The organism is Methylobacterium sp. WL19, from assembly GCF_008040005.1.
GTDB classification, from domain to species: domain Bacteria; phylum Pseudomonadota; class Alphaproteobacteria; order Rhizobiales; family Beijerinckiaceae; genus Methylobacterium; species Methylobacterium bullatum.
Window position 1 is genome coordinate 13,682 of the sequence record NZ_VRVC01000015.1, and the last position, 24,662, is coordinate 38,343.

At 68.3% G+C, this 24,662-nt stretch carries 21 protein-coding genes; 10 read left to right on the plus strand and 11 right to left on the minus strand.

The window, feature by feature from the left end; all coding sequences use genetic code 11:
- Nucleotides 1-221: 221 nt before the first annotated feature.
- The 8 genes from FV220_RS05065 to FV220_RS05100 all read right to left on the minus strand — a co-directional run bounded on the left by FV220_RS05065 (nt 222) and on the right by FV220_RS05100 (nt 9,804).
- A complete protein-coding gene (locus FV220_RS05065; protein WP_056142435.1) occupies nt 222-1,820 on the minus strand; it encodes a sulfite reductase subunit alpha in 1,599 nt (532 codons plus the stop codon).
- On the minus strand, nt 1,817-3,604 hold the full coding sequence (locus tag FV220_RS05070) for a NirA family protein (RefSeq protein WP_147829996.1): 1,788 nt from the start codon (nt 3,602-3,604) through the stop codon (nt 1,817-1,819). The genes FV220_RS05065 and FV220_RS05070 overlap by 4 nt, the downstream gene beginning before the upstream one ends.
- A gap of 11 nt (nt 3,605-3,615) precedes the next feature.
- Nucleotides 3,616-4,839 carry an FAD-dependent oxidoreductase gene (locus FV220_RS05075; protein WP_056142440.1) on the minus strand — a complete coding sequence of 408 codons (1,224 nt, stop codon included), beginning with the start codon at nt 4,837-4,839 and terminating at the stop codon, nt 3,616-3,618.
- 16 nt (nt 4,840-4,855) lie between these two features.
- A complete protein-coding gene (locus tag FV220_RS05080) occupies nt 4,856-5,650 on the minus strand; it encodes an ABC transporter ATP-binding protein (RefSeq protein WP_018044086.1) in 795 nt (264 codons plus the stop codon).
- 76 nt (nt 5,651-5,726) lie between these two features.
- Nucleotides 5,727-6,593 carry a nitrate ABC transporter permease gene (gene ntrB / locus FV220_RS05085; RefSeq protein ID WP_056142441.1) on the minus strand — a complete coding sequence of 289 codons (867 nt, stop codon included), beginning with the start codon at nt 6,591-6,593 and terminating at the stop codon, nt 5,727-5,729.
- The gene (locus FV220_RS05090; protein WP_056142444.1) at nt 6,593-7,882 is read right to left on the minus strand and encodes a CmpA/NrtA family ABC transporter substrate-binding protein; all 1,290 of its coding nucleotides are present in this window, start codon (nt 7,880-7,882) and stop codon (nt 6,593-6,595) included. Before FV220_RS05090 ends, ntrB begins: the two co-directional genes overlap by 1 nt.
- Before the next feature lie 321 nt (nt 7,883-8,203).
- On the minus strand, nt 8,204-9,220 hold the full coding sequence (locus tag FV220_RS05095; RefSeq protein WP_056142445.1) for a CmpA/NrtA family ABC transporter substrate-binding protein: 1,017 nt from the start codon (nt 9,218-9,220) through the stop codon (nt 8,204-8,206).
- Nucleotides 9,217-9,804 carry an ANTAR domain-containing protein gene (locus tag FV220_RS05100; RefSeq protein ID WP_018044090.1) on the minus strand — a complete coding sequence of 196 codons (588 nt, stop codon included), beginning with the start codon at nt 9,802-9,804 and terminating at the stop codon, nt 9,217-9,219. The genes FV220_RS05095 and FV220_RS05100 overlap by 4 nt, the downstream gene beginning before the upstream one ends.
- Nucleotides 9,805-10,101: 297 nt before the next feature.
- Between FV220_RS05100 and FV220_RS05105 the strand changes: the two genes are divergently transcribed.
- From FV220_RS05105 to FV220_RS05140, 8 genes are all read left to right on the plus strand, one after another.
- A complete protein-coding gene (locus FV220_RS05105) occupies nt 10,102-10,698 on the plus strand; it encodes a hypothetical protein (protein WP_147829998.1) in 597 nt (198 codons plus the stop codon).
- Between the two features lie 160 nt (nt 10,699-10,858).
- Nucleotides 10,859-12,718: a glycoside hydrolase family 15 protein gene (locus tag FV220_RS05110; RefSeq protein WP_018044092.1), complete on the plus strand. Its 1,860-nt coding sequence runs from the start codon at nt 10,859-10,861 to the stop codon at nt 12,716-12,718.
- A 63-nt stretch (nt 12,719-12,781) separates the two neighbouring features.
- The gene (tkt, locus tag FV220_RS05115; protein ID WP_018044093.1) at nt 12,782-14,857 is read left to right on the plus strand and encodes a transketolase; all 2,076 of its coding nucleotides are present in this window, start codon (nt 12,782-12,784) and stop codon (nt 14,855-14,857) included.
- A gap of 228 nt (nt 14,858-15,085) precedes the next feature.
- Nucleotides 15,086-17,938, plus strand: a complete 2,853-nt coding sequence (locus FV220_RS05120) for a bifunctional transaldolase/phosoglucose isomerase (RefSeq protein ID WP_147830002.1) — start codon at nt 15,086-15,088, stop codon at nt 17,936-17,938.
- Between the two features lie 223 nt (nt 17,939-18,161).
- Nucleotides 18,162-19,136 carry a phosphogluconate dehydrogenase (NAD(+)-dependent, decarboxylating) gene (gene gnd, locus FV220_RS05125; RefSeq protein WP_056142459.1) on the plus strand — a complete coding sequence of 325 codons (975 nt, stop codon included), beginning with the start codon at nt 18,162-18,164 and terminating at the stop codon, nt 19,134-19,136.
- Between the two features lie 48 nt (nt 19,137-19,184).
- Nucleotides 19,185-19,916, plus strand: coding sequence for a 6-phosphogluconolactonase (gene pgl, locus FV220_RS05130; RefSeq protein ID WP_147830004.1), 732 nt, complete (start codon nt 19,185-19,187; stop codon nt 19,914-19,916).
- Nucleotides 19,917-20,010: 94 nt separating this feature from the next.
- Complete coding sequence (locus FV220_RS05135; protein ID WP_147830006.1) at nt 20,011-20,235, plus strand: antitoxin MazE family protein; 225 nt, start codon at nt 20,011-20,013, stop codon at nt 20,233-20,235.
- Nucleotides 20,232-20,555 (plus strand): type II toxin-antitoxin system PemK/MazF family toxin, encoded by a 324-nt coding sequence (locus FV220_RS05140; protein WP_147830008.1) that lies wholly within the window; start codon nt 20,232-20,234, stop codon nt 20,553-20,555. The genes FV220_RS05135 and FV220_RS05140 overlap by 4 nt, the downstream gene beginning before the upstream one ends.
- A gap of 60 nt (nt 20,556-20,615) precedes the next feature.
- Here FV220_RS05140 and speG read toward each other — a convergent pair whose 3' ends face one another.
- From speG to apaG, 3 genes are all read right to left on the minus strand, one after another.
- The gene (gene speG / locus FV220_RS05145) at nt 20,616-21,200 is read right to left on the minus strand and encodes a spermidine N1-acetyltransferase (RefSeq protein ID WP_018044098.1); all 585 of its coding nucleotides are present in this window, start codon (nt 21,198-21,200) and stop codon (nt 20,616-20,618) included.
- On the minus strand, nt 21,197-22,372 hold the full coding sequence (gene argE, locus FV220_RS05150; RefSeq protein WP_147830010.1) for an acetylornithine deacetylase: 1,176 nt from the start codon (nt 22,370-22,372) through the stop codon (nt 21,197-21,199). Before argE ends, speG begins: the two co-directional genes overlap by 4 nt.
- Nucleotides 22,373-22,479: 107 nt before the next feature.
- Nucleotides 22,480-22,872 carry a Co2+/Mg2+ efflux protein ApaG gene (apaG, locus tag FV220_RS05155; protein ID WP_018044100.1) on the minus strand — a complete coding sequence of 131 codons (393 nt, stop codon included), beginning with the start codon at nt 22,870-22,872 and terminating at the stop codon, nt 22,480-22,482.
- 132 nt (nt 22,873-23,004) lie between these two features.
- On the opposite strand from apaG, the gene FV220_RS05160 reads away from it, so the two are divergent.
- Together FV220_RS05160 and FV220_RS05165 are read left to right on the plus strand one after the other, a co-directional pair.
- Nucleotides 23,005-23,421 carry a hypothetical protein gene (locus FV220_RS05160; RefSeq protein WP_147830012.1) on the plus strand — a complete coding sequence of 139 codons (417 nt, stop codon included), beginning with the start codon at nt 23,005-23,007 and terminating at the stop codon, nt 23,419-23,421.
- Nucleotides 23,422-23,522: 101 nt separating this feature from the next.
- A complete protein-coding gene (locus FV220_RS05165; RefSeq protein WP_147830014.1) occupies nt 23,523-24,653 on the plus strand; it encodes a 2'-deoxycytidine 5'-triphosphate deaminase in 1,131 nt (376 codons plus the stop codon).
- Nucleotides 24,654-24,662: the final 9 nt, after the last annotated feature.

A 24,662-nucleotide genomic window follows, 5' to 3' on the forward strand; every position in this document is an offset into this window, starting at 1 on the left:
GACGTGGCTCTCCTCCCCAGCGGATCTCGGGCCTGCCCGAGATCCGTCGAGCTTGTGGGGAGGAGCTGGAGGTGGGGGTGGTTGGGTGCCCCTCAGCCGAGTGAGACAAGCGGCGCCACCCCCACTCCTGACCTCTCCCCACAAGGGGGAGAGGGACATGCTCTGCCAGCGCGATCAGGTGTTTGAATCCGATGGCCCGCAAAGGAGGGCGTTTCCCGGTTTCAGTACACGTCGGCCTGATACCGCCCGGTCTTCTTGAGATGGGCGAGGTAGGCCACGGCCTCGTCGGGATTCTTACCGCCATGGGTTCCGGCGACGTCGATGATTGCCCGCTCCACATCCTTGGCCATGCGCTTGGCATCGCCGCAGACGTAGAAATGGGCGCCGCCTTCGAGCCATTTCCACAGGTCCGCGCCGTTCTCGCGCATGCGGTCCTGCACATAGGTCTTCTCGGTCCCGTCCCGCGACCAGGCGAGGGACAGGCGGGTGAGCACCTTGCCGTCCTTCAGCGCGTTCAGCTCGTCCTTGTAGAAGAAGTCGCTGGCCTGGCGCTGGTGGCCGTAGAACAGCCAGTTGCGTCCCGGCGCCTGGGTCGCGGCGCGCTCGCGCAGGAAGGCGCGGAACGGTGCGATGCCGGTACCCGGCCCGCACATGATCACGTCCTTCGACAGGTCCTCCGGCAGGGCGAAGCCGTGCGCCTTCTGCAGGTAGACCTTGACCGTGGTCTTCTCGGCGATGCGTTCGCCGAGATGGGTCGAGGCGACACCCAGACGCAGCCGCGAGCGGTGGTTGTAGCGCACCGCGTCGACCGTGAGCGAGACCCGGCCCGGATCGGCCTTGGGCGAGGAGGAGATCGAGTAGAGTCGCGGCTGCAGCTCGTCGAGGGCTTCCAGGAACACCTCCGCGTCGGGCCGGGCGCCGGGGAACTTGTGGAGCGCGCCGAGCACGTCGAGATAGGCGGCGTCGCCGTCCGGGTCCTCGCCCGCCGAGAGCGCCCGCGCCTTCTTGCGGGCCTCCCCCGAGGTGAGGAGGGAAAGGAGCTGGTAGAGCCCGTCCGGCGCGGCGCCCAGGGAGTAATCCTTGATCAGCCGGTTCCGCAGGGTCTGACCGCCGATCATGCGCTCGGGCCGGGTGCCGAGTTCGGCGATCACCGCATCCACCAGGGCCGGCGGGTTCGAGGGGAACAGGCCGAGGGAATCGCCGACCACGTACTCGATGGGCGTGCCCGTGAGATCGATCTCGACATGCCAGGTCTCCTTCTCGCCGCCCGGCTCGTTGAGGCGGGTGCGGGACAGGAACACGGCCTCCACCGGGTTCTCGCGGCAATAGCCGAGCGGTCCGAGGGGCGCTTCCGCCTTGGCCTCGCCCTCCCCCGCTTCGGCCGCCTTCGCGCCGCCGCCCGCGCCGAATTCCTCATCCAGCTTCTTGAGCATGCGGAGGGTGTCCTTGCCCCCCGGCTGGCACAGGTTCAGGCGCTCTTCCTTCTTCAGGAACAGAGCGTTGGCGTAGTCGGCGCAATTGTAGCCGCACTGCCCGCAATCCTGCTGGGCCATGGCGGCCATGAGCTTCTGGGGCTCGGGACGCTCCTTGGCGAGCTCCATCCGGTCGGGCAGCGGCATCGACGGATCGTGCCAGGGCGCGTCGTCATTGTCGGCGAGCTTCGGGCCGCTGCCCGTATCGCCGGGCGCGAGGGCCGTCGCGCCCTCCACGGCGGGGCCGAGCAGGGCGGCGAAATAGCCCGACAGCCAGGAACGCTGATCCGGGTTGAACGGGGCGTTCTCGGGGATGAGAACGAGCGGGGGGATGACGTGCTCGCTCATGCTGCGGCCTTCAGGACGGGTTGATCTTCGGCGAGGTTGCGGAGGGTCTCGGGGCCGGTGCGCGCGGTGAAGGCCTGGAAGCTCTCCTCCCGGCTCTCGCGGCGGCCGAGATAGCTGCGCAGCAGCGCCTCGATCCGCGAGGGGCAATCCTCCGCCTTCACCGCCTTCCAGATCTCGGTGCCGATCTTCGGGCTGTCGCCGAAGCCGCCGCCGACGACGATGTCGTAGCCCTCGACCGTGTCGCCCTCCTCCGAGACGACGACCTTCGCGCCGATGAGGCCGATATCGCCGATGTAATGCTGGGCGCAGCTATGGTGGCAGCCGGTGACGTGCACGTTCACGGGCACGTCGAGTTCCGGCAGGTGGGCCTCCATGTAATCGGCGATGACGAGCGCGTGGCCCTTCGTGTCCGAGGCGGCGAACTTGCAGCCCTTGTTGCCGGTGCAGGCCACGAGGCCGGCGCGGATGCTGGAGGCTTCCGTGGTGAGGCCGAGCGCTGCCACGCGGGCCTGGACCTCGGCCACCTTGGCATCGGGCACGCCGGAGAACAGGAAGTTCTGCCACACCGTCATGCGGATGGCGCCGTCGCCGCATTCCGACGAGATCTTTGCCAATTCCCGCATCTGGTCGGAGGTCATCTTGCCGACGGGCAGGATCACGCCGATCCAGTTCAGGCCCGGCTGGACCTGTTTGTGGACGCCCACATGGGAGAAGCGGTCCATGGGCGCACGCGGCGCGAGATGGGCGGGGTCGACCCGGTCGAGCTTGTATCCGAGCTCGTCTTCCACGGCGGCGAGGTACTTGTCGAAGCCCCAGGCATCGAGGACGTACTTCATCCGGCTCTTGTTGCGGTTGGTCCGGTCGCCGTTCTTGATGAAGACCCGCAGGATCGCGTCGGCGACCTTGTTGCAGGCCTCGGGCTTCAGCACCACGCCGGTGTCGCGGGCGAGATCGCGGTGGCCCGAAATGCCGCCGAGCACGAGGCGCATCCAGATGCCGGGCTCCACGGCCGCGCCATCGAGGACCTTCACCGCCTGGAAGCCGATATCGTTGGTCTCCTCCAGCACCGGCATCACGCCGCCGCCGTCGAAGGCGACGTTGAACTTGCGCGGCAGGCCGTATAGCGAACGGTCGTTGATGATCCAGTTGTGCCAGGACTTGGCCAGGGGCCGCGTGTCGAGGAGTTCCTGGGCGTCGATGCCGGCCACGGGTGAGCCGGTCACGTTGCGGATGTTGTCGGCGCCCGAGCCGCGCGCCGTGAGGCCGAGATCGATCAGCCCGTCGAGGAAGGGCTGGCCGTGCTCCGCCGTGATCTCGCGGACCTGGAGGTTGGCGCGGGTGGTGACGTGGCTGTAGCCGCCGCCATGGGCATCGGCGAGATCCGCGATACCGGCGAACTGCCAGTGCTGCAGGATGCCGTTGGGGATGCGCAGGCGGCACATGAAGTCGCCGCTGGCCGGGGCGAGCCAGAACAGGCCGTGATAGCGCCAGCGGAAATTGTCCTCCGGCTTCGGGGCCTTACCGGTGGCGGCCTCGGCGATGAGGCGGTTGTGCCCGTCGAACGGGTTCTCCGCCCGCTTCCACTTCTCCTGGTCGCAGAGCTTGCCGCCGGCCTTCACCGTGGCGTCCTGGGCCTTGATGTGGATGGCGTCCGGGCCGGTGGGCTCGGAGGGCGCGGCGGCACCCTGCCCGAGGGCGAGGCCGCCGGTGAGGCGGGCGGCGGCGATGCCCGAGGCGAAGCCTTCGAGGTAGCGCTTCTGCTCGGCGTTGAAGTCGTCGGCCATGGAAGCCTCCATCATGCTGCCAGGGATTGGGAATCGGGGGCGTGGACGCGCCCGAACATCAGGTCGTCTCGGTGATCGGCGATCGGTTCGCCGGTGCGGATCAGCGTCTTGCACCAGCCCTGTTCGGCGATGTCGCCGACGAAGACGGCGCCGAGGAGCTTGCCGTCGCCGATGATCAGCTTCCGGTAGAGGCCGAGGCCGGGGTCCGACATCACCACCGTCTCGGCATGTTCGGGCGCCTCGATCTCGCCGGCCGAGAAGACCGGCAGGCCCGAGACCTTGAGGCTGGTGGCCAGCGATGTGCCGAGATAGGCCGCCTCCTCGCCGACGAGGTGGCGGCTCAACACTTCGGCCTGGTCGTAGGCGGGCTCGACGAGGCCGTAGACCATGCCGCGATGCTCGGCGCATTCGCCGAGCGCGAAGATGCGCGGATCGGAGCTCGTCATCCGGTCGTCGACCTTGATGCCGCGCCCGACATCGAGCCCGGCGCCCTGGGCGAGGACGGCATTGGGGCGTACCCCCACCGACATCACCACGAGGTCGGCCGGCAGCACCGTGCCGTCCGACAGGACGAGGCGCTCGACCCGGCCGTCGCCCTCCACATGGGCGGTATCGGCCTTGAGGAGGACGCGGACACCGCGGGATTCCATGGCGCGCTTCACCAGGCCGGCGGCGTGGTGGTCGAGTTGGCGCTCCATCAGCCGGTCCATGACATGGAGCAGGGTGGTGTCGACCCCGAGCCGCGCGAGGCCGACGGCGGCCTCCAACCCGAGCAGGCCGCCGCCGATGACGATGGCCTTCGCCCCCGTCACCGCGGCCTTCCGGATCGCCGCCACATCCGCGAGATCGCGGAAGGTGATGATGCCGGGCAGGTCCATGCCGGGCTTCGGCAGCCGGATCGGCAACGAGCCGACCGCGAGAACGAGCTTGTCGAAGGGCAGGACATGGGTCTCGCCGACCATGACGAGGGCGTTCTCCCGGTCGATCTGCGTCACCGGCGCTCCGGTGATGAGGCGGATGCCGTGCGCCTCGTACCAGTCGAGGCCCCGGAACGCGCAGGCCGCCTCATCCACCTCGCCGCCCAGCAGGGACGAGAGCAGCACGCGGTTATAGGCCGCCTGCGGCTCGGCACCCACGACGGTGACGTCGTAGCGACCGGGCGCGCGCTCGGTCAGCCGCTCCAGAAACCGCAACGACGCCATGCCGTTGCCGATCACCACCAGACGCTCCTTCATGACCTGCGTCCGATCCTCACGCCGCCATGGCGGGTTTGGCGTGGCGGGCATAGAGGAACTCGAGCACTGCGGCGCGAGCATGGGTGTAAGTGGCGTCCTCCACCAGATCGAGGCGGCGGCGGGGACGCTCGAGATCGACCTTCAGGATCTCGCCGACCGTGGCCGAGGGACCGTTGGTCATCATCACGATCCGGTCCGAGAGCAGCACCGCCTCGTCGACATCGTGGGTGATCATGATCACGGCGTTCTTCAGCCGCGCATGGATGTCCATCAGCGAGTCCTGCAGATGGGCGCGGGTCAGCGCGTCCAGCGCCCCGAACGGTTCGTCGAGGAGGAGCACCTTCGGCTCCATGGCGAGCGCCCGGGCGATGCCGACGCGCTGCTTCATGCCGCCCGAGATCTCGTTGGGGCGACGGTCCGCGGCATGGGTCATGTTCACGAGGGCGAGGTTGTGGTCGATCCATTCGGACCGCTCGGCCTTGGTCTTCTTGCCCTTGAGCACCTTCTCGACGGCGAGCGCCACGTTCTCGCGCACGGTCAGCCAGGGCAGCAGGGAATGGTTCTGGAACACCACGGCGCGGTCCGGGCCGGGGCTGTTCACCTCCTTCTCTTCAAGGAGGACGCCGCCGGTGGAGGCCTTGAGCAGCCCGGCGACGATGTTGAGCACCGTCGACTTGCCGCAGCCGGAATGGCCGATCAGCGAGACGAACTCGCCCTTGTCGATCTTCACGCTCACGTCGCGCAGCACCTCGTTGGTGCGCCCGGCGCGGGTGAAGCTGATGCCGACATTCTCGATGCTGAGATAGCTCATGGGTCTCGTGTCCCTCTGCGAGAGGCGGTCGGGGCACGGCACGACGGGGAAGCCCCGGCGTGCCGTGCGGAGGCGTTCAGGCGGTGGCGCCGCGGGTGACGAGGGTGCCGATGAAGGCCACGAACCGGTCGAGGAAGAACCCGATCACCCCGACATAGACGAGGGCGACGATGATCTCGGAGATGTGCGACGAGTTCCAGGCGTCCCAGATGAAGAAGCCGATGCCGACGCCGCCGATGAGCATCTCCGCCGCCACGATGGCGAGCCAGGACAGACCGACGCCGATGCGAAGCCCCGTGAAGATGTAGGGAGCCGCCGAGGGCAGCATGATCTTCACGAAGAATTCGAGCGGGTTGAGGCGCAGCACCGCCGCCACGTTGCGGTAATCCTGCGGGATGTTGCGGATGCCCACCGCCGTGTTGATGATGATCGGCCAGATCGAGGTGATGAAGATCACGAAGATGGCCGAGGGCTGGCCGTCGCGGAACGCCGCGAGGGAGAGCGGCAGCCAGGCCAGCGGCGGGATCGTGCGCAGCACCTGGAAGATCGGGTCGAGGCCGCGCATGGCCCAGTCCGACTGGCCGATCAGGGTGCCGACCATGATGCCCACGACGGTGGCCAGGGCGAAGCCGAAGGCGACGCGCTGGATGCTGGCGTAGATGTGCCAGAACAGGCCCTTGTCGGTGCCGCCATTGTCGTAGAACGGGTGGGCGATGATGTCCCACGCCTCGGTGACGACGCGCGAGGGCGGCGGCAGACCGGCGGTGGGCCGCGAGCACAGCAGCTCCCAGATCACCAGGAAGGCGATCAGCACCACGACCGGCGGGATCAGGTTGACGGCGATCCGGCGGAACGTCGCCAGGGTCACCAGGGGCTTGCGCGGGGCCTTGGCCGCCGGTTTCGCGGCGGCTCCCGTCACGGCGATGGTGGAGGTGTTGGCCATCACGCGATCCTCTTGATGCCGAGGCTGGACAGGTAGGCGGCGGGATCGGCGGGATCGAAGACCTTTCCGTCGAAGAAGGTCTCCTTGCCGCGCGACGTGGAGCTCGGGATCGCGGTGACGCCCAGCGCCTTGGCGGCGTCGCGCCAGATATCCTCGCGGTTCACCTTGGCGATGAGCGCCTTGGTGTCCGTCTGCGCGTCGAACTTGCCCCAGCGGATGTCCTCGGTGAGGAACCAGAGGTCGTGGCTCTGGTAGGGGTAGGAGGCGTTGTCGGCGAAGAACTTCATGACGTAGGGGCTGTTCTCGACCACGCGGCCGTCGCCGTAATCGATGGTGCCCTTCATGCGGCCGGCGACGTCGCCGACGGGGATGTTGATCCACTGGCGCTTGGCGACGATTGCCGAGAACTCGTCCCGGTTCTCGGGCTTGTCGCACCACATCTGCGCTTCCAGCACCGCCATGGTCAGGGCCTTGGCGGCGATGGGGTTCTTCTCGACCCAGGAGGCGCGCATGGCGAACGCCTTCTCCGGGTGGTCCTTCCACAATTCGCCGGTGGTCAGCGCGGTGTAGCCGAGGCCCTGCTGCACGAGCTGCGCGTTCCACGGCTCGCCGACGCAGAAGCAATCCATCGTGCCGACCTTCATGTTCGCCACCATCTGGGGCGGCGGCACGACGATGGTCTCGATGTCCTTGTCGGGGTCGATCCCGCCGGCGGCGAGCCAGTAGCGGATCCAGAGGTCGTGGGTGCCGCCGGGGAAGGTCATGGCCGCCTTCACCGACTTGCCGGCGGCCTTCTTCTTGTCGATCGCCGCCTTGAACACCTTGGAATCGAGGGAGACCTTGGCGTCCAGATACTCCTTGGCCACCGAGACGCATTGGCCGTTGGTGTTGAGGCGCGCCAGGATCTGCATCGGCACGGGGACGTTGTTCTGCGTCACGCGGCCGGCCGAGATCAGGTAGGGCATCGGCGTCAGGATGTGAGCGCCGTCGATGCCGTTCCCCTCCGAGCCGAGCACGAGGTTGTCGCGGGTGGTGCCCCAGCTCGCCTGTTTCAGCACCTCCACGTCGGGCATGCCGTGCTTGGCGAAGAAGCCCTTTTCCTTGGCGACGAAGAGCGGACCGGCATCGGTGAGGGCGATGAAACCGAGCTTGGCGCCCTTCACTTCCGGGCCGGCCCCCTGCGCGAAGGCACCGCCGGGCAGCGCAGTGCGCGCCAGGGCTGCCAGCGACAAGGTCGCGGCGGCGCCCTTCAAGAGGCTGCGGCGGCTGTTCTGAAACCCGTCAGTCATGGAAAACTCGATCCCTCGAAGCTTAAGCATTCGACCCGAAAACGAAAAAAAACCGCTGCCCAAACGCAACCGAAGGCAGCCGCGAAAGCGCGCCAACGGGTTACTTGGGTCAGCGGCTCTGCCGACATTCGTGCCCGTCGCCGTTGACGAGCGGGATAGGCTCAGCAGGTTCCGTGCCAGACGCAGTCCAGCCTGTAACGGCTCTAAGTCCGAAGGCGGTTCGGACGGCGCGGGAGAGCACGCGGCCCTGCGGCTTCGGCGGGGCGTGCGTTGCACAATCGGGAGGCTTTTCGTGCCGCCAAAAGCGGCGTCCGGCCCCGATCAGCCGCTCAGAGCGGCATCGAACAGGTCCGGGCGGTAGATCGCGCGGGCGGCGGAACGAAGCTCGTCGGAGGCGACAAGCTGTCCGGCGCGCTCCGCCTCGCCGACGAACCAATCCGCATGGCCGGGGTCGGGCCGGTGCGCGCGCTCGCCGAACAGGCTGAAATGCGGGTCCCGCCGCCGCCGCCCGTCGGAATCGACGATCACGTCCCCCGTGAGCGCCCGTTCGAGAATCGGCGCCGGTACGTTCAGGTAGCCGTCGCGCGAAAGGAGGGAGGCGAGTTCGGCGCTGTTGCCGGGATCGGCGCACCAGCGCCCGGCCCGGTCGAGGGCACGCACCAGGGGGGCGCAGCGCGGCGCTTCGGATTCCGGCAGGGCCAGAACCTTCTCCGGGCAATCGGGCAGGAGTTCACTGCCGAGGACCGCGATGCGGCCATACCCCTCCGCCACGGCGACGCTGTTCCAGGGGCTCCCGACGCAGAACCCGTCGATCAGTTCGCGCCGCAGCGCCTCGGCGATCTGTGGCGGCGGGATCACCACGAGGCGCGTCTGCGTGTCGAGGTCGAGGCCGCCGCGCTCGGCGAAGATCCGGAGCTGGTAGGTGTGGCTGGAGAACGGATGCACCGTGCCCAGCGTCAATGGCCTCCCCTCCCGCTCCCGCCGCATGGCGATGTGCGCGAAAGCGGCGGCCACGGTGTCGACCTCGTCGTCCGCGGCCTCCATCGCCTCCCATAGGGGGCGGGACACCGTGATGGCGTTGCCGTTGAGGTTGAGCGCCATCGGCACGCAAAGCCGGGTCAGCGGCCCGCTCAGCCCGAGCGCGCTGGCGATGGCGAGGGGCGCTAGCATATGCGCGCCATCGAGATGGCCCACCGCCAGCTTGTCGCGCAGGGTCGCCCAGGAGGGCTCGCGCACGAGGTCGAGGGTGAGCCCCTCGGCCTTGGCGAAGCCGAGCTCCGCCGCCGCGATCAGGCTCGCGGCATCCACGAGGGGGACGTATCCGAGCGCGAGCCTCATCCGAACAGGTCCGCCGTGGTGACGATGGCGCGGGCGATGTCGGCGATCTTGCTCTTCTCGTTCATGGCCTTGCGCCGCATCAGCTTGTAGGCCTCCTCCTCGCTGAGGGAGCGGGCGGCCATGAGGATGCCCTTGGCGCGCTCCACGATCTTCCGGTCGGCGAGCTCGCCCCGCGCCTCCACCAGTTCCCGCTGCAGCCGGGCGAAGGCCTGGAACCGCAGGATGGCGATGTCGAGGATCGACCGGATGCGCTGGGGATGCAGCCCGTCCACCACATAGGCCGAGATACCGGCATCCACCGCCGCCTGCATCATCGGCGCGTCCGAGCGGTCGACGAACATCGCCACCGGCCGCTCCACATGGCGGGACAGGCCCGACATTTGTTCGAGGATGTCCCGGCTGGGGCTCTCCAGGTGGATCACCACCACGTCGGGATTGAGGGCGGCCACCTGCGCCGGCAGGTCGGCGGTGTCGGGGATGATGACCACATCCGCGATTCCGGCGGCGCGCAGGCCCTCTTCGAGGATCGCTGCGCGGGCCCGGCTCGGATCGATCACGGCGACGGTGAAGGAAGGTTCTGTCATCGGGGCCCAATGGGGGGCGGGACGGCCGGTTCGTGCCGGCGGGAACGGGCAAGAGGCGTACCTAACACAGGGCTCGACCGCACGGATCTCCCCGACACACCGGCATCGCCGAAAAAGACCGTGGCCAAATCATCGGCTTCGACACCTTTCGATACGTTCGGGAAAGGAAATGGCCCAGCTTCCGCCGCAAACGCGGGCGCTAATGGCGGTGTCGAAGCGGGGTGAGGTGTTCGGATGGTGGAGTGCCGCATATCGCAGCCTGTCGAGAACGCCCTCGCCTCCGAGGCCGGGACCGGCATGGCGCTTCCCCTGCTGCCGACGATCGTCGTCGCGGTGATCGTGTCCGCCGCCTCCTTCCTCTGCCAGACGCCTTCCGCGCCCGTTCCCGAGACGCCCGCCAGCACGCGGATCGTCGAGATGGAGAGCCGGACGACGCAGGCGAGCCCGATCGAGACCGCCGATCTGGGCACGGCCTTCGTCCCGGCCGCCTTCGCCTTCCGTGATCAGTTTCCGCTGCGCGACCTCGTGACCACGACCGCCAGCGTCGCGCCGCGCCGCGCGACGTCCCGCACCGCCGCCGTGAAACCGTCTCAACGCCGGCCCGATTCCGCGCGGTCCGAAATGGCGAAGACCGAGGCGACGAGACCCGACGCCAACCGGGTTCCGTCGGTCGTCGCTGCGAAGGCCGCCGTCTCGCCCGAGCCGTTCCGGGTCGAGGCCGAGGCGGACGAGGAACTGATTCCGCATCTCGCCCTGCCCTTCGCGCCGGCGATCTCCGCGATCAGCCGGGCCGGCAGCTTCGTCGGCACCCAGAGCGCGGCGGTGGGCGCCGAGGCCCTGGCCCTCGGCAATGTCGTGACCGGGCTCGTCGACCGCCTGCCGTTGCGGCCCTGATCGCACTGCACCGCGCATCACGCGCGGTTTCGGGCCGGTCCGACCTTTCTTTCAGAGCTTTGCCGCTGGATTCTCCCCCTGTCGGGGACTAGGTGAGCCTTCGTCGACGAGACGGGCGCGAGGACCGCATTGCCGCGGGGGCCCGGCGGCAAGGATGGGCATGGCGGGACGGATCGAGGATTACGCGCTGGTCGGCGATGGCCGCACCGCTGCGCTGATCGGGCGCGACGGCAGCATCGACTGGCTCTGCTGGCCCCGTTTCGATTCCGCCGCCTGTTTCGCCTCCCTCCTCGGCACCGAGGAACACGGGTTCTGGAAACTGTCCCCGGCGGATGGCGAGGCCACGGTCACGCGCCGCTACCGGGAGGGCAGTCTCGTCCTCGAGACGCGCTATGTGACCTCCGCAGGCGAGGCCAGGGTGATCGACTACATGCCGGCCAATGACGGGTCGCACATGGTGCGCATCGTCGAAGGCCTGTCCGGCTCGGTCGACATGCGCATGGTCCTCGCCGTGCGCTTCGATTACGGGCTCGCGGTGCCTTGGGTGTCTCACAACGAACTCGGTGACCTGCGGGCGATTTCCGGTCCCCATAAGGTGGTTCTCCGCACTCGCGCGCCCCTCGATGGGGTCGGTCAGACCACGGTTTCGGACTTCACCGTGGCGGAGGGCGAGAGCCTGTCGTTCTGCCTCAGCTACGGCCCCTCGCACGAGGACGACCCGCCTCCGATCGAGCCGCGCAAGGTGCTGTTCCAGACCGATCGCTACTGGCGCGACTGGTCGAGCCGCTGCGCGTCCGGCACGCCCTGGGACGCGATCCTCAAGCGCTCGCTGCTGACACTCAAGGCTCTGATCTACACGCCCACGGGCGGGATCGTGGCCGCGCCCACCACCTCCCTGCCCGAGGAACTCGGCGGCGTGCGCAACTGGGATTACCGGTTCTGCTGGCTGCGGGATTCGACCTTCACCCTGATCGCCCTGATGGATGGCGGCTTTCTCGACGAGGCGCGGGCCTGGCGCGACTGGCTGATCCGCGCCGTGGCCGGCAATCCGGAACAGGCGCACATCCTCTACGGCATCGCAGGCGAGCGGCTCCTGCCCGAGATCGAGCTCGACTGGCTTCCCGGCTACGAGGGGTCGAAGCCGGTGCGGATCGGCAACGCGGCGGTCGACCAGTTCCAGCTCGATGTCTACGGCGAGATCTTCGACGCGCTCTATCAGGCCCGTCAGCGCGGCCTTCTCGGCGATGCCGACGGCTGGCGCGTGGGCCTCGCCCTGCTGGAGCATCTGGAGAAGGTCTGGAGCGAGCCCGACGAGGGCATCTGGGAGGTGCGCGGCGGGCGCCGCCACTTCGTCCATTCCAAGGTCATGGCCTGGGTCGCCTTCGACCGGGCCATCCGCTCCTTCGAGATGGGCGACGGGCCGCCCGCCCCCGTGGATCGCTGGCGTGCGATCCGCGACCATATCCACGAGGAGGTCTGCGAGAAGGGGTTCGACAAGGAGCTGAACAGCTTCGTCCAGTATTACGGGGCCAAGACCCTCGATGCGAGCCTGCTCCTCATCGCCCATATGGGCTTCCTGCCCCAGGACGACCCGCGTGTCGTCGGCACGGTGGAGGCCATCGGCAAACACCTGATGCGTGACGGATTCGTGCTGCGCTACGACACCGAGGATGACAATACCGATGGTCTGCCCGGCGGCGAGGGGGCTTTCCTGCCCTGTAGCTTCTGGTACGCCGACAATCTCATCGGCCTCGACCGCTGCCACGAGGCGCGGGAGCTGATCGAACGCCTCATCGGCGTCTGCAACGATGTCGGGCTCGTGGCGGAGGAATACGACGTGGGAGCCAAGCGCCTTGTGGGCAATTTCCCCCAGGCGTTCAGTCACGTCACGTTGGTGAACACGATTTTGAACTATAGCCGTGCCAGCGGGCCGGCGCGGGAGCGCAGCGAGAAATCCGCCCTCGCCCGGGCCACATCGCCGAACCGGGCGAGTTCTCCCGGCCAGGGTGTCGCAAATTGAGAAGGCGCCGCGGCCCAGCACAGCTGATCGCCGCAGCCCCGCAAAGAATAGGAAGACGAGACCATGAGCGGAGCCGAGACCAAGCCGAAGGGTGAACTGAGCGAGATCGACAAGCTCTCCATCGACACCCTGCGTACCCTGGCGATCGACGCGGTGCAGAAGGCGAATTCCGGCCATGCCGGCGCGCCGATGGCCCTGGCGCCCGTGGCCTACACCCTGTGGAATCGCTATCTCCGCTACGATCCGGCGCATCCGCACTGGCCCAACCGCGACCGGTTCGTGCTCTCGGCGGGCCATGCCTCGATGCTGCTCTACGGGCTGCTGCACCTCGCCGGTGTCGCCCAGACCGATGGCGGCAACGAGCCTGCGATCACCATCGAGGACATCAAGAACTTCCGCCAGCTCGACAGCAAGACGCCGGGGCACCCGGAATACCATTTCACCACCGGCGTCGAGACCACCACCGGGCCTCTCGGCCAGGGCGTCGCCAATTCCGTCGGCATGGCGATGGGCGGCCGCTTCCTCGGTGAGACCCTGAACCGTCCCGACCTGCCGCTGTTCGACTTCAACGTCTACGCGATCTGTTCGGATGGCGACCTGATGGAGGGCGTGGCCGCCGAGGCCGCCTCCATCGCCGGGCATCTGCGCCTGTCGAACCTGTGCTGGATCTACGACAACAACACGATCACCATTGAGGGGCACACCGAACTCGCCTTCTCGGAAGAGGTGGCGACGCGCTTCCTCTCCTATGGCTGGCAGGTCCTGCGGGTGGCCGACGCCAACGACGTCCATGCCATTTCCGCCGCCCTGGAGACCTTCCTCCAATCCAGCGACCGGCCGACGCTCATCGTCGTCAACTCGATCATCGGCTTCGGCGCCCCGAAGAAGCAGAACACCTCGAAGGCCCATTCCGACGCCCTGGGCGAGGAGGAGGTGAAGGGTGCCAAGCGGGCCTATGGCTGGCCCGAGGATTCCCAGTTCCTGGTGCCGGACGGCGTGGTGGAGAACTTCCGCAGCGGCATCGGCCAGCGCGGCGCCGAGCTGTTCGCCACCTGGGAAGGTTTCATGGCCGAGGCCAAGGCCTCCGATCCGGCCCTGGCCGAAGAGATCGACGCCCTCCTCACGGGCCGCCTGCCCGAGGGCTGGGACAAGGACATCCCGGTCTTCCCGGCCGACGCCAAGGGCATGGCCACGCGCGAATCCTCCGGCAAGGTGCTCAACGCCATCGCCAAGAACGTGCCCCACCTGCTCGGCGGTTCGGCGGATCTGGCGCCCTCCAACAAGACCAAGCTCGAATTCGAGGGGGCCGGTACCCTCTCGCCCTTCGAGCCGGGCGGCCGCAACATCCATTTCGGCGTCCGCGAACACGCCATGGGGTCGATCGTCAACGGCCTCGGCCTCGTCGGCCTGCGCGCCTACGGAGCGACCTTCCTGGTCTTCGCCGATTACATGCGGCCTCCGATCCGCCTCGCCTCGCTGATGGAACTGCCGGTCTTCCACGTCTTCACGCACGATTCCATCGGCGTCGGCGAGGATGGCCCCACCCACCAGCCGGTGGAGCAGCTCCTGACGCTCCGTGCCATCCCCGGCCTCGTCACCCTGCGCCCGGCGGATGCCAACGAGGTGGCGGAAGCCTACCGGGTCATCATGGGGTTGAAGGATCAGCCGGCGGTGCTGGCCCTGAGCCGCCAGCCGCTGCCGACCTTCGACCGGACTAAGTACGGCAGCGCCGCCGGCGTCGCGAAGGGCGGCTACGTGCTGGCCGATTGCGAGGGGACGCCGGAGGTCATCCTCATCGGCACGGGCAGCGAGGTGCAGCTCTGCGTCTCGGCCTACGAGGCGCTGACGGCGGAGGGCATCAAGGCCCGCGTGGTCTCGATGCCGTCCTGGGACCTGTTCGAGCGTCAGGACGAGGCCTACCGCAACGCGGTGCTGACGCCGGAGGTGCTCGCCCGCGTCGCTGTCGAGCAGGGCTCGGTCATCGGTTGGGACCGCTATGCGGGCTCCGCCGGCGCGATCATCGGCATGCACACGTTCGGGTCCTCGGCCCCGATCAAGGATCTGCAGACCAAGTTCGGCTTCACGCCGGAGAAGGTGCTGCAGGCCGCCCGCGACCAGATCGCGCGGCACAAGAAGTAGGTCTCGCGGGTTCCCTGAACGACGGAACGCACGTCCCCCTCCCCTTGTGGGGAGGGGTCAGGGGTGGGGGTGGTTGGGTGACCCGCGGGCTGCGGAGGCCAGCGGAGCCACGCCCACCTCCGGCTCCTCTCCACAAGGGGGAGGAGAGGCGCGCACACTGACAACGAGTGTTGAACGACGCCGCCTTTCGCGCGCTACTCACGACGACCGACGACGAGGAGTTTTTGCATGAACCCGCTCAAGGCTCTCTTCCCTGAACAGGGCCAGGCCGTGTGGCTGGATTTCGTGGCCCGCGGTTTCATCGCCGATGGACGCCTCAAGAAGCTGGTGGACGAGGACGGCCTGCGGGGCGTGACCTCGAACCCCTCGATCTTCGAGAAGGCGATCGGCGATTCCACGGAATATGACGGTGCGCTGAAGGAGGTCATGGATGCGGGCGATGCCCGCGTCATCGATCTCTACGAGGGCTGTGCCATCGCCGACATCCAGGCGGCGGCCGACGTGCTGCGCCCCGTCTACGAGGAGAGCGACGGCGCCGACGGCTATGTCAGCCTCGAAGTCTCGCCCTACCTCGCCCTCGACACCGAGGAGACCCTCGACGAGGCCCGCCGCCTGCACAAGACCGTGGCCCGCGACAACCTGATGGTGAAGGTGCCCGCCACCCCGGCCGGCATCCCGGCGATCCGCGCCCTCACCGCCGACGGGATCAGCATCAACGTCACCCTGCTCTTCGGCCAGGATTCCTACGAGGAGGTGGCGCGCGCCTTCATCGACGGCCTGGAGGAGTTCGGCGCCAAGGGCGGCGACGTCTCGAAGGTCGCCAGCGTCGCGAGCTTCTTCATCAGCCGTATCGACGTCACCGTGGACAAGGCCCTCGACACCAAGATCGCGGAAGCCAACGATCCCGATGAGAAGGCGGAGCTGGAAGCCCTCAAGGGCAAGGTGGCCATCGCCAACGCCAAGCTCGCCTACCAGCGCTACAAGCGCATCTTCGCCGAGCCGAAATGGCAGGCGCTCGCGCAGAAGGGCGCCAAGGCGCAGCGCCTGCTCTGGGCCTCCACGGGGACCAAGAACAAGGCCTATTCCGACGTGCTCTACGTCGAAGAGTTGATCGGCCGCGATACCGTCAACACCATGCCGCCGGCCACGATGGACGCGTTCCGCGACCACGGCACGGTCAAGTCCGCCATCGAGGAGAACCTCGGCGACGCCGAAGCGGTGATGGCCCGTCTGGCCAGGGCCGGCATCGACATCGGTGCGGTGGCCAAGCAACTCGTGGAGGAGGGCGTCCAGCTCTTCATCGACGCCGCCGACAAGCTGCTCGGTGCGGTGGCGGGCAAGCGCGCCGATTTCCTCGGCGCCAAGCTCGACGGCCAGACCCTGATCCTCGGCGATGCCATCGGCGCGGAGGCGAAGAAGGCCGTCGAATCCTGGCGCGCCTCGGGCTCGATCCGCCGGCTCTGGGCGCATGACAAGACGGTCTGGTCGAATGCCGACGAGGACCAGTGGCTCGGCTGGCTCCGCATCGTCGAGGACGAACTCGCCCGTGTCTCCGAATACCAGGCCTTCGCCGAGGATGTCCGGCAGACCGGCTTCACCGACGTCGTCGTCCTCGGCATGGGCGGGTCGAGCCTCGGCCCGGAAGTGCTGGCCGAGACCTACGGCACCCGCGACGGTTTCCCGACGCTGCGCATCCTCGATTCCACCGATCCCGATCAGGTCCGCGCCACGGAAGGCGCGGTGAACCTCGAGACGACCCTGTTCATCGTCGCCTCGAAATCCGGCTCCACCCTCGAGCCCAACGTGTTCCGCGACTATTTCCTCGGCCGGATGAAGGCGTTGGTCGGCGAGCGGGCCGGCGCGCATTTCGTGGCCGTCACCGATCCCGGCTCGGCCATGGAGGCGGCGGCCAAGGCGGACAATTTCCGCAGGATCTTCTACGGGGTGAAGCAGATCGGCGGCCGCTATTCGGTGCTCTCGGCCTTCGGCCTGGTCCCGGCGGCGGCGTCCGGCATCGACGTGAAGCAGTTCCTCGACACGGCGCGGACCATGGTCCGCTCCTGCGGCCCGGCCGTGCCGCCGGCCCAGAATCCCGGCGTTCTGCTGGGCACCGCCATGGCGGCGGCGGCGCTGCATGACGGTCGCGACAAGGTGACGTTCATCGCCTCGCCGGGCATCGACACGTTCGGGGCCTGGGCCGAGCAGCTCATCGCCGAATCCACCGGCAAGGACGGCAAGGGTCTCATCCCCGTCGACGGCGAGCCGGTGGGCGTGCCGGCGGTCTATGGCCGCGACCGCTTCTTCGTCTATCTGCGCCTCGACAACCGGGCGGACGCGCAGCAGGACGAGGCGGTGCGCAGTCTGGAGCGCGAAGGGCACCCCGTCGCCCACGTCACCATGGCGAACGAGGAGCAGCTGCCGCAGGAATTCTTCCGCTTCGAGATCGCCACGGCGGTGGCCGGCGCGCTGCTCGGCATCAACCCGTTCGACCAGCCGGACGTGGAAGCGAGCAAGATCGAGACGAAGAAGCTGTTCGACGCCGCCGAGAAGAGCGGTTCGCTGCCCTCCGAAACGCCGCTCTTCGACGGCGAGACCATCGCCCTCTACGCCGACCCGACCAATGCCGGGGCTCTGCCGCAGACGGCGGACGGGTTCGAGGCGGCCCTGAAGGCCCATCTCGCGCGGATCAAGGACGGCGACTACGCCGCCTTGCTGGCCTACGTCGCCCGCAACGAGGCGCACCACGCCATCCTGCAGGAGGCGCGCATCGCTCTGCGCGACAAGCGCAAGGTCGCGACCTGCCTCGAATTCGGGCCGCGCTTCCTCCACTCCACCGGCCAGGCCTACAAGGGCGGGCCGGATACCGGAGTGTTCCTGCAGATCACCGCCGACCCGTCAGAGGATCTCGCGATCCCCGGCCGGGCGCTGGGCTTCGGCACCGTGGTGGCGGCCCAGGCGCGCGGCGATTTCGCGGTCCTGGCCGAGCGCGGCCGCCGGGCCCTACGCGTCCACATCAAGGGTGGCGACGTGGAAGCCGGGCTCAAGCGCATCGCGGCGGCGATCAAGGCGGCGGTGGTGTGAGGACAGCGGGATGACCCGGAACCGCCGGATCATTCCAACCTACTACCTCATCCTGAGGTGCCCGCTCCTGCGGGCCTCGAAGGAGGACTCCAGAGATCACCGTGCCGGCTGGAGGGCTCCTTCGAGGCCTCCGCTGCGCTGCGGCGCCTCAGGATGAGGTGGGTTGATAGGACCACGCATCGGTGCTCGGGCTGACGAGGCCCCCTCAATCAGGAGATCCCCAATGCAACTCGGCATGATCGGCCTCGGCCGAATGGGCGGCAACATCGTCCGCCGCCTCCTGCGGGACGGACACACGGCGGTGGTGTTCGACCAGAACCCGGAGGCCGTGGCGGCCCTGGTCGCCGAGGGCGCCACCGGGGCGGCGAGCTTGGAAGAGTTCGTCTCCAAACTCGACGTGCCGCGCGCGGCCTGGGTGATGCTTCCGGCGGGCGCGATCACCGAGGCCACCGTGGCGCAGCTCGGCGACCTGATGCAGGCGGACGACGTCATCATCGACGGCGGTAACTCGTTCTACAAGGACGACATCCGGCGGGCGGCCACCCTGAAGCCGAAGGGCATCCACTACGTCGATGTCGGCACGTCGGGCGGCGTCTGGGGCCTGGAACGCGGCTATTGCATGATGATCGGGGGGAGCAACGACGCCCTCGACAGGCTCGACCCGATCTTCAAGACCCTGGCGCCGGGCGTCGGCACCATCCCGAAGACGCCGGGCCGTGAGGGCCGCGATACCCGCGCCGAGGAGGGCTACATCCATGCCGGGCCGAGCGGGGCCGGGCATTTCGTCAAGATGGTCCATAACGGCATCGAGTACGGGCTGATGCAGGCCTATGCCGAGGGATTCGACATCCTGAAACACGCCAATTCGAAGGATCTGGCCGAGGACCAGCGCTTCGACCTCAATATCGGTGACATCGCCGAAGTCTGGCGGCGCGGCAGCGTGGTCTCGTCCTGGCTCCTCGACCTGACGGCCGGGGCGCTGGCGGGCAACGAAGCCCTGGACGGTTTCTCCGGCTTCGTCGCCGATTCCGGCGAGGGGCGCTGGACGTTGAACGCGGCCATCGAGGAATCGGTACCGGCCAATGTGCTCTCGGCCGCCCTCTACGCCCGCTTCCGCTCGCGCGAGGACGCCTCCTACGCGGACAAGCTGCTCTCGGCCATGCGCAAGGGCTTCGGCGGCCACGTCGAACCGAAATAGCCTGTCGTGCAGGCGATCGAGGACCAGACCAGGAGGAGGCATCTCCGCATGATCCCGCTACCGAACAACGCGGAAATCTTTCCCGATGGCGAGAGCGTCGCCCGCGCGGCGGCCGACCGCCTCGTGACCCTCTGCGTCGAGAGCAAGCAGGAGCGCATCGCCATCTGCCTCTCGGGCGGGTCCACGCCGAAGCGGCTCTACACCCTGCTGGGCGGACCCGACTATGTCGGTGCCCTCCCCTGGGACCGGCTGCACTGGTTCTTCGGCGACGACCGGTTCGTGCCTTGGACCGATGAGGCCAGCAACATGCACATGGCCCGCGTGGCGTTCGGGGACGCCCCGATCCCCGAGGGCCATCTCCACGGCATTCCCACCGACGGGACGCTGGACTCGGCGGTCTCCGCCTATGCGGCGACCCTGAGCGACTTCTACGGCGCCGATAGCCTCGACCCGGCGCGCCCGCTCTTCGATCTCGTGCTTCTCGGCCTCGGCGAGGACGGGCACACCGCCTCCCTGTTTCCGGGCAAGCCCGCCGTGAACGAACGCGAATCCTGGGTCGCCGCCGTGCCCGAGGCAGGGCTCACGCCATTCGTGCCGCGCGTCACCCTCACCTTTCCGGCGCTCGCCTCCTCGCGGCAGCTTCTCGTTCTGGTCACGGGGGCGGGCAAGCGCGATCCCCTTGCCCGGATCGCCGAGGGCGAGGATTTGCCCGCGCGCCACATCTCGAGCGTCGGCACCCTGACATGGTTGCTCGACCGCGCGGCGGCGGATTTCGACTGAGACCGAGGACCGGCGGTTCGTCACCGTCCTGGCGCCTTGGCATGGTCGCATGCGGAGCCTACGTTACATGTAACGCCTCGGGAAAGGTCTCGTCATGTCGGCAACTGTCGGTCAGCGCGTCAGCAAGCGTCGTGATGCGCTCCGGGCGGCTGGCCTGCGGCCCATCCAGATCTGGGTGCCCGACACCCGGAGGGCGGGCTTTGCCGAAGAATGCGCGCGGCAGGCTCGGGTCGTCGCGGCGACAGATGCGGCCGATCGGGAACTGGATGCCTTCATGGAGGCGGCGCTCCTCGATATGCTCCCTGAGCGCGAGGCATGAAGCGGGGCGATCTCGTCACCATCGCCATGCCCGGCGATTTCGGCAAACCTCGTCCAGCGCTCATCATCCAATCTGACGCGTTCGTCGAGACCGGCACGGTCACGGTGCTGCTGATATCCGGCACGCTGGTCGAGGCTCCCCTGATCCGCACGACCGTCGAGCCGAGAGAGGCCAATGGCTTGAAGAAACGCTCACAGGTCATGGTGGACAAGGCCATGTCGGTGAAGCGGGAGAAGATCGGCGCACGGATCGGGCATCTCGATGCCGAGACGATGCTGGCGGTGACGCGGGCGCTGGCCGTGTTTTTTGGCATTGCCTGAACGCGGATCGCTGCCGGGGCGATCGCACGAAGCCGATCAGAGACCGTCCGGGACCGACGGCTACGACTTCAGCACCGGCTCCGAAATATCGCCGCTGCCGCGCCGGGCCAGGTATTCCGGTTGGAACAGGCACATGCGCACCGCGTCGCGGTACTTGCCGTTGACGAAGAACTCGTCCTTCAGGATGCCCTCCGGCACGAACCCGCAACGCTCGTAGATGCGGACGGCGCGGGCGTTGTCCTTGTCCACGTGCAGGTAGAGCTTGTGGATGTTGAGGACGCTGAAGGCGTAATCCATGGCGATGCGGGTGGCGCGCGGGGCGTAGCCCTGGCCCTGGAAGGCCGGGTGGATCGCGATCTGGAATTCGCAGCGCCGATGCAGGTGGTTGATCTCCACGAGCTCCACGAGGCCGGCCGGCGCGCCCTCCGAATTGGCGATGATGAAGCGCCGCTCGGTCTGGTTGTGGATGTTGCGCTCGTAGAGCTGCGCCAGTTCGGCGAAGGACTCGTAGGCCTCCTCGAACCAGTATCGCATGATGCTGTCGTTGTTGTTGAGCTGATGCACGAACATCAGGTCTTCGCGCTCCAGCGGGCGGAGCTTCACCGGGCCGTCGGCCGCGATGGTGCGGGGAGCGAACTTGCTCATGGAGTCACGACGCATTCCGTGATGAGACGGCGCATGAACGCCTCGCCGGCCTCGAGGGCGGCGAGGGTGATGTACTCGTCCGGCTGGTGGGCCTGGTCGATGGAGCCGGGTCCGCAGACTACGGTGGGGATGCCCGCCCCTTGGAACCGCCCGGCCTCGGTGGCGTAGGGCACGGAGACGGTGTGGTTGCGCCCCGCCACCCGCAGGGTCAGGCGCTCGGCCTCGGAACCCGGCTCGGGGGCGAGGCCCGGCACCGCCACCTCCTCGACGGTCTCGATCCGCCCGTAATCGCCGTAGCGGTTGAGCCGGTCCTTCAGCACCGTCTCGACCTTGGCGGCGAACAGGGCCGGGATCTCGGCCATGTCGAGATCGGGCAGGCCGCGGAACTCCCAATGGAAGGTGCAGATCTTGGGTAGGATGTTGCGCGCCGTGCCGCCGGAGATCGTGCCCACATGCACGGTGGTGGAGGGCGGGTCGAAGCGGCCCGATGCGTCGCCCCGCTCGATCATCGCATCGGCGATGCGGTTCAATTCGGAGACGAGCTCGGCCGCCGCCATCACCGCGTTGGCGCCGAGCATGGGTTTGGCCGAATGCGCCTCGTGGCCGTGGACGGTGGTGAAATAGGTGACGATGCTCTTATGGGCGTCGGCCACCTCGAGATCGGTGGGCTCGCCCACGATCACCGCGCCTGGGCGGGGCAGGTCCTTGCCGAAGCGGGCGATGGTGTCGGCGACGCCGAGGCAGGTGGTCTCCTCGTCGTAGGAGAGTAGGATATGGATAGGCCGTTTCAGGTCGGCGGCGAGCATGTCCGGCACGGCGGAGAGCGCCAGGGCGCAGAAGCCCTTCATGTCTACGGAGCCGCGCCCGTAGGCGCGCCCATCCGCGATCCGCAGGGTGAAGGGGTCGCTGCTCCAGGCCTGTCCCGTCACCGGCACCACGTCGGTATGGCCGGAGAGGACGATACCGCCATCCACCATCGGGCCGATCGTCGCGAAGATCGCCGCCTTGTCGCCCGCTTCATTGGGGATGCGCACATGGCTCACGCCCCAGCCGTCGAGATAGGCGCAGACGCTGTCGATCAGCGCGAGGTTGGAGCGCGAACTCTCCGTGTCGAAGGCGACGAGGCGCGCCAGCAGATCGAGCGTGCTCAACCGTTCTCCGCCGCCCGACATCGGCCTCAGCAGGTTTCGCAAAAGTGGCCCCCGGTTTTGCGGCAAAAACCTGCGTCAGAGCAAGAACCCAAGCAGGGTGAAGCGTTGGCCTGCCAACGTGAACCCGCTTAGTGGACGCTGCGACGGACGTGCGGCGAATCGAGGGAGAAGGCGGGGATCTCGGCCTCGAAGCTCTCACCGGCGGTGGTCGACATGGTGTAGCTGCCGGCCATCAGCCCGTCGGGCGTGGTGAGCGGGCAACCGCTGGTATAGCTGAACGACTCGCCGGGTCCGAGCACGGGCTGCTTGCCGACCACGCCGGCGCCGCGCACCTCCTGGGTCTCGCCGCGGCCATCGACGATGCGCCAGTGGCGCGAGCGCAGCTGCACCTGCTCGGAGCCGTTATTCACGATCTCGACAGTGTAGGCGAAGAAATACCGGCTTTCGTCGGGGGAGGATTCCTCCTCGACGAAGCGGGGCTGTACGGTCACGCTGATGCCGCGCGTCTGGGCCTTGTACATCGCCTTCAAAGCCTCCCGTGCCGTCGCCCACCCATAAGCGACATAGCCTTTTCGCCGTGGTACGTCCCGGGCGAAATCGCGTCAATCGTGCTGAATGCGGGGCTGCCCGCTCCAATGGGAAGGTCGTGCACCGTGGTCGAGGAGACCGTCTCGCCCCTGCCCGCTCCGTTTCCAGGTCGGGCCGTGCTCGCCAGCCTCGCCATCGCTGTCCTGGCCGGTGCCTTCGCCTGGAACGCGCCTGAGCGGAACGGCTGGGCCGCGCTCGCCCTGGGGGGAGCGCTGGTGCTCGACGGTCTCGCCCTGCTGGCAGGCGCATTGCTGGCCCAACGCGGCCCGGCGCCCCGGATCGCCGGGCTGCCCTCGCTGGTCCTGGCCTTCGGCCCGGCGGTGGGACTCGGCGCCGTGCTCTTCGCGGTGGCGCTCCTGCTCTGGCCCGCCGGGTTTCCCCCCGTGGCGAGCGCGCTGGCGGGCCTGATCGCCATGGGCGCCATCGCTCGCCTCGTGGTCGCCTGGATCGTGCTGCGGACCCGGCGGGAGGATGAGGCTTAACGGCGCCTTCAGCGATCCGTAGGATGGTGCATGGAACCATGCGGCATTCCTGAACCCCAGCCGGGGAAGGCGGCCCAGTGCGGAGCGGGCGACGCGAGACCATGCCGGATACCAATCAGGACACGGCGCCGACGAGCCCGCCCCCTTCCCTCGGCGAGAAGTCCGGGGGCATTCTGGCGGCGCAAGGGATCCAGGCCCTGCATGCGGCCGGTGCCATCCTCCCCGAAACCCCCTTCGCGGCCGATCAGGTTCAGCCGGCGAGCCTCGACCTGCGCCTGGGGTCCCGCGCCTTCCGGGTCCGCACGAGCTTCCTGCCCGGTGCCCGCCCGGTCTCAGCCTGCATCGCGGCCTTCGCCCTTCATGAGATCGACCTGAGAGCCGGCGCGGTGCTGGAGACCGGCTGCGTCTACATCGCCGAATTGCAGGAGACCCTGGCCCTTCCGGCGGATGTGGCGGCCAGCGCCAACCCCAAAAGCTCCACAGGCCGCATCGACGTGTTCACCCGCGTCATCACCGACCGGGGGCAGGCCTTCGATCAGGTGGAGGCGGGCTACCGGGGCCGGCTCTATGCCGAGATCTCGCCGCGCACCTTCCCGGTCCGCGTCCGTACCGGGTCGCGCCTGTCGCAGATCCGGTTCCGCCGGGGCGAGCCGCGCCTCACCGACACCGAACTCGCCTCGCTTCATGCGGCCACGCCGCTCGTGGCCTCGGCCACCCCGTCCTTCCAGGGCGGCATCGCCGTGTCGGTGGATCTCGCCGGCTTCGAGGGGCTCATCGGTTACCGCGCCAAGCGCCATACCGGCCTCGTCGATGTGGACGCGCCGGGCCGGCACCGCACCGCGGATTTCTGGGAGCCGCTGGCCGCCGACGGCTCGGGCGCGCTGATCCTCGATCCCGGCCAGTTCTACATCCTCGCCTCCAAGGAAGCGGTGCAGGTGCCGCCGGATTTCGCCGCCGAGATGGTTCCGTTCGATCCGCTGGTGGGCGAGTTCCGGGTCCATTACGCCGGCTTCTTCGATCCCGGCTTCGGCTTTGCCGGGGCGGGGGGAGCCGGCGCGCGGGCGGTGCTCGAAGTGCGCTCGCGCGACGTTCCGTTCCTGCTGGAGGACGGCCAGATCGTCGGCCGCCTCGTCTACGAGCGCATGGCCGAACGCCCCGCCGCCCTCTACGGCGCCGATGCCGGGTCGAACTACCAGGCGCAGGGGCTGAAACTGTCAAAACACTTCGCCTGAGGTCGAAGG

Coding starts and splice junctions, on each gene's coding strand:
- FV220_RS05110 (WP_018044092.1), top strand. CDS start 10,859: ATGGCGGGACGGATCGAGGATTACGCGCTGGTCGGCGATGGCCGCACC.
- FV220_RS05075 (WP_056142440.1), bottom strand. CDS start 4,839: ATGAAGGAGCGTCTGGTGGTGATCGGCAACGGCATGGCGTCGTTGCGG.
- FV220_RS05090 (WP_056142444.1), bottom strand. CDS start 7,882: ATGACTGACGGGTTTCAGAACAGCCGCCGCAGCCTCTTGAAGGGCGCC.
- FV220_RS05095 (WP_056142445.1), bottom strand. CDS start 9,220: ATGAGGCTCGCGCTCGGATACGTCCCCCTCGTGGATGCCGCGAGCCTG.
- ntrB (WP_056142441.1), bottom strand. CDS start 6,593: ATGGCCAACACCTCCACCATCGCCGTGACGGGAGCCGCCGCGAAACCG.
- FV220_RS05135 (WP_147830006.1), top strand. CDS start 20,011: ATGTCGGCAACTGTCGGTCAGCGCGTCAGCAAGCGTCGTGATGCGCTC.
- argE (WP_147830010.1), bottom strand. CDS start 22,372: ATGTCGGGCGGCGGAGAACGGTTGAGCACGCTCGATCTGCTGGCGCGC.
- FV220_RS05120 (WP_147830002.1), top strand. CDS start 15,086: ATGAACCCGCTCAAGGCTCTCTTCCCTGAACAGGGCCAGGCCGTGTGG.
- FV220_RS05065 (WP_056142435.1), bottom strand. CDS start 1,820: ATGAGCGAGCACGTCATCCCCCCGCTCGTTCTCATCCCCGAGAACGCC.
- pgl (WP_147830004.1), top strand. CDS start 19,185: ATGATCCCGCTACCGAACAACGCGGAAATCTTTCCCGATGGCGAGAGC.
- FV220_RS05140 (WP_147830008.1), top strand. CDS start 20,232: ATGAAGCGGGGCGATCTCGTCACCATCGCCATGCCCGGCGATTTCGGC.
- FV220_RS05080 (WP_018044086.1), bottom strand. CDS start 5,650: ATGAGCTATCTCAGCATCGAGAATGTCGGCATCAGCTTCACCCGCGCC.
- speG (WP_018044098.1), bottom strand. CDS start 21,200: ATGAGCAAGTTCGCTCCCCGCACCATCGCGGCCGACGGCCCGGTGAAG.
- tkt (WP_018044093.1), top strand. CDS start 12,782: ATGAGCGGAGCCGAGACCAAGCCGAAGGGTGAACTGAGCGAGATCGAC.
- apaG (WP_018044100.1), bottom strand. CDS start 22,872: ATGTACAAGGCCCAGACGCGCGGCATCAGCGTGACCGTACAGCCCCGC.
- FV220_RS05165 (WP_147830014.1), top strand. CDS start 23,523: ATGCCGGATACCAATCAGGACACGGCGCCGACGAGCCCGCCCCCTTCC.
- FV220_RS05100 (WP_018044090.1), bottom strand. CDS start 9,804: ATGACAGAACCTTCCTTCACCGTCGCCGTGATCGATCCGAGCCGGGCC.
- FV220_RS05105 (WP_147829998.1), top strand. CDS start 10,102: ATGGCGCTTCCCCTGCTGCCGACGATCGTCGTCGCGGTGATCGTGTCC.
- FV220_RS05070 (WP_147829996.1), bottom strand. CDS start 3,604: ATGGCCGACGACTTCAACGCCGAGCAGAAGCGCTACCTCGAAGGCTTC.
- gnd (WP_056142459.1), top strand. CDS start 18,162: ATGCAACTCGGCATGATCGGCCTCGGCCGAATGGGCGGCAACATCGTC.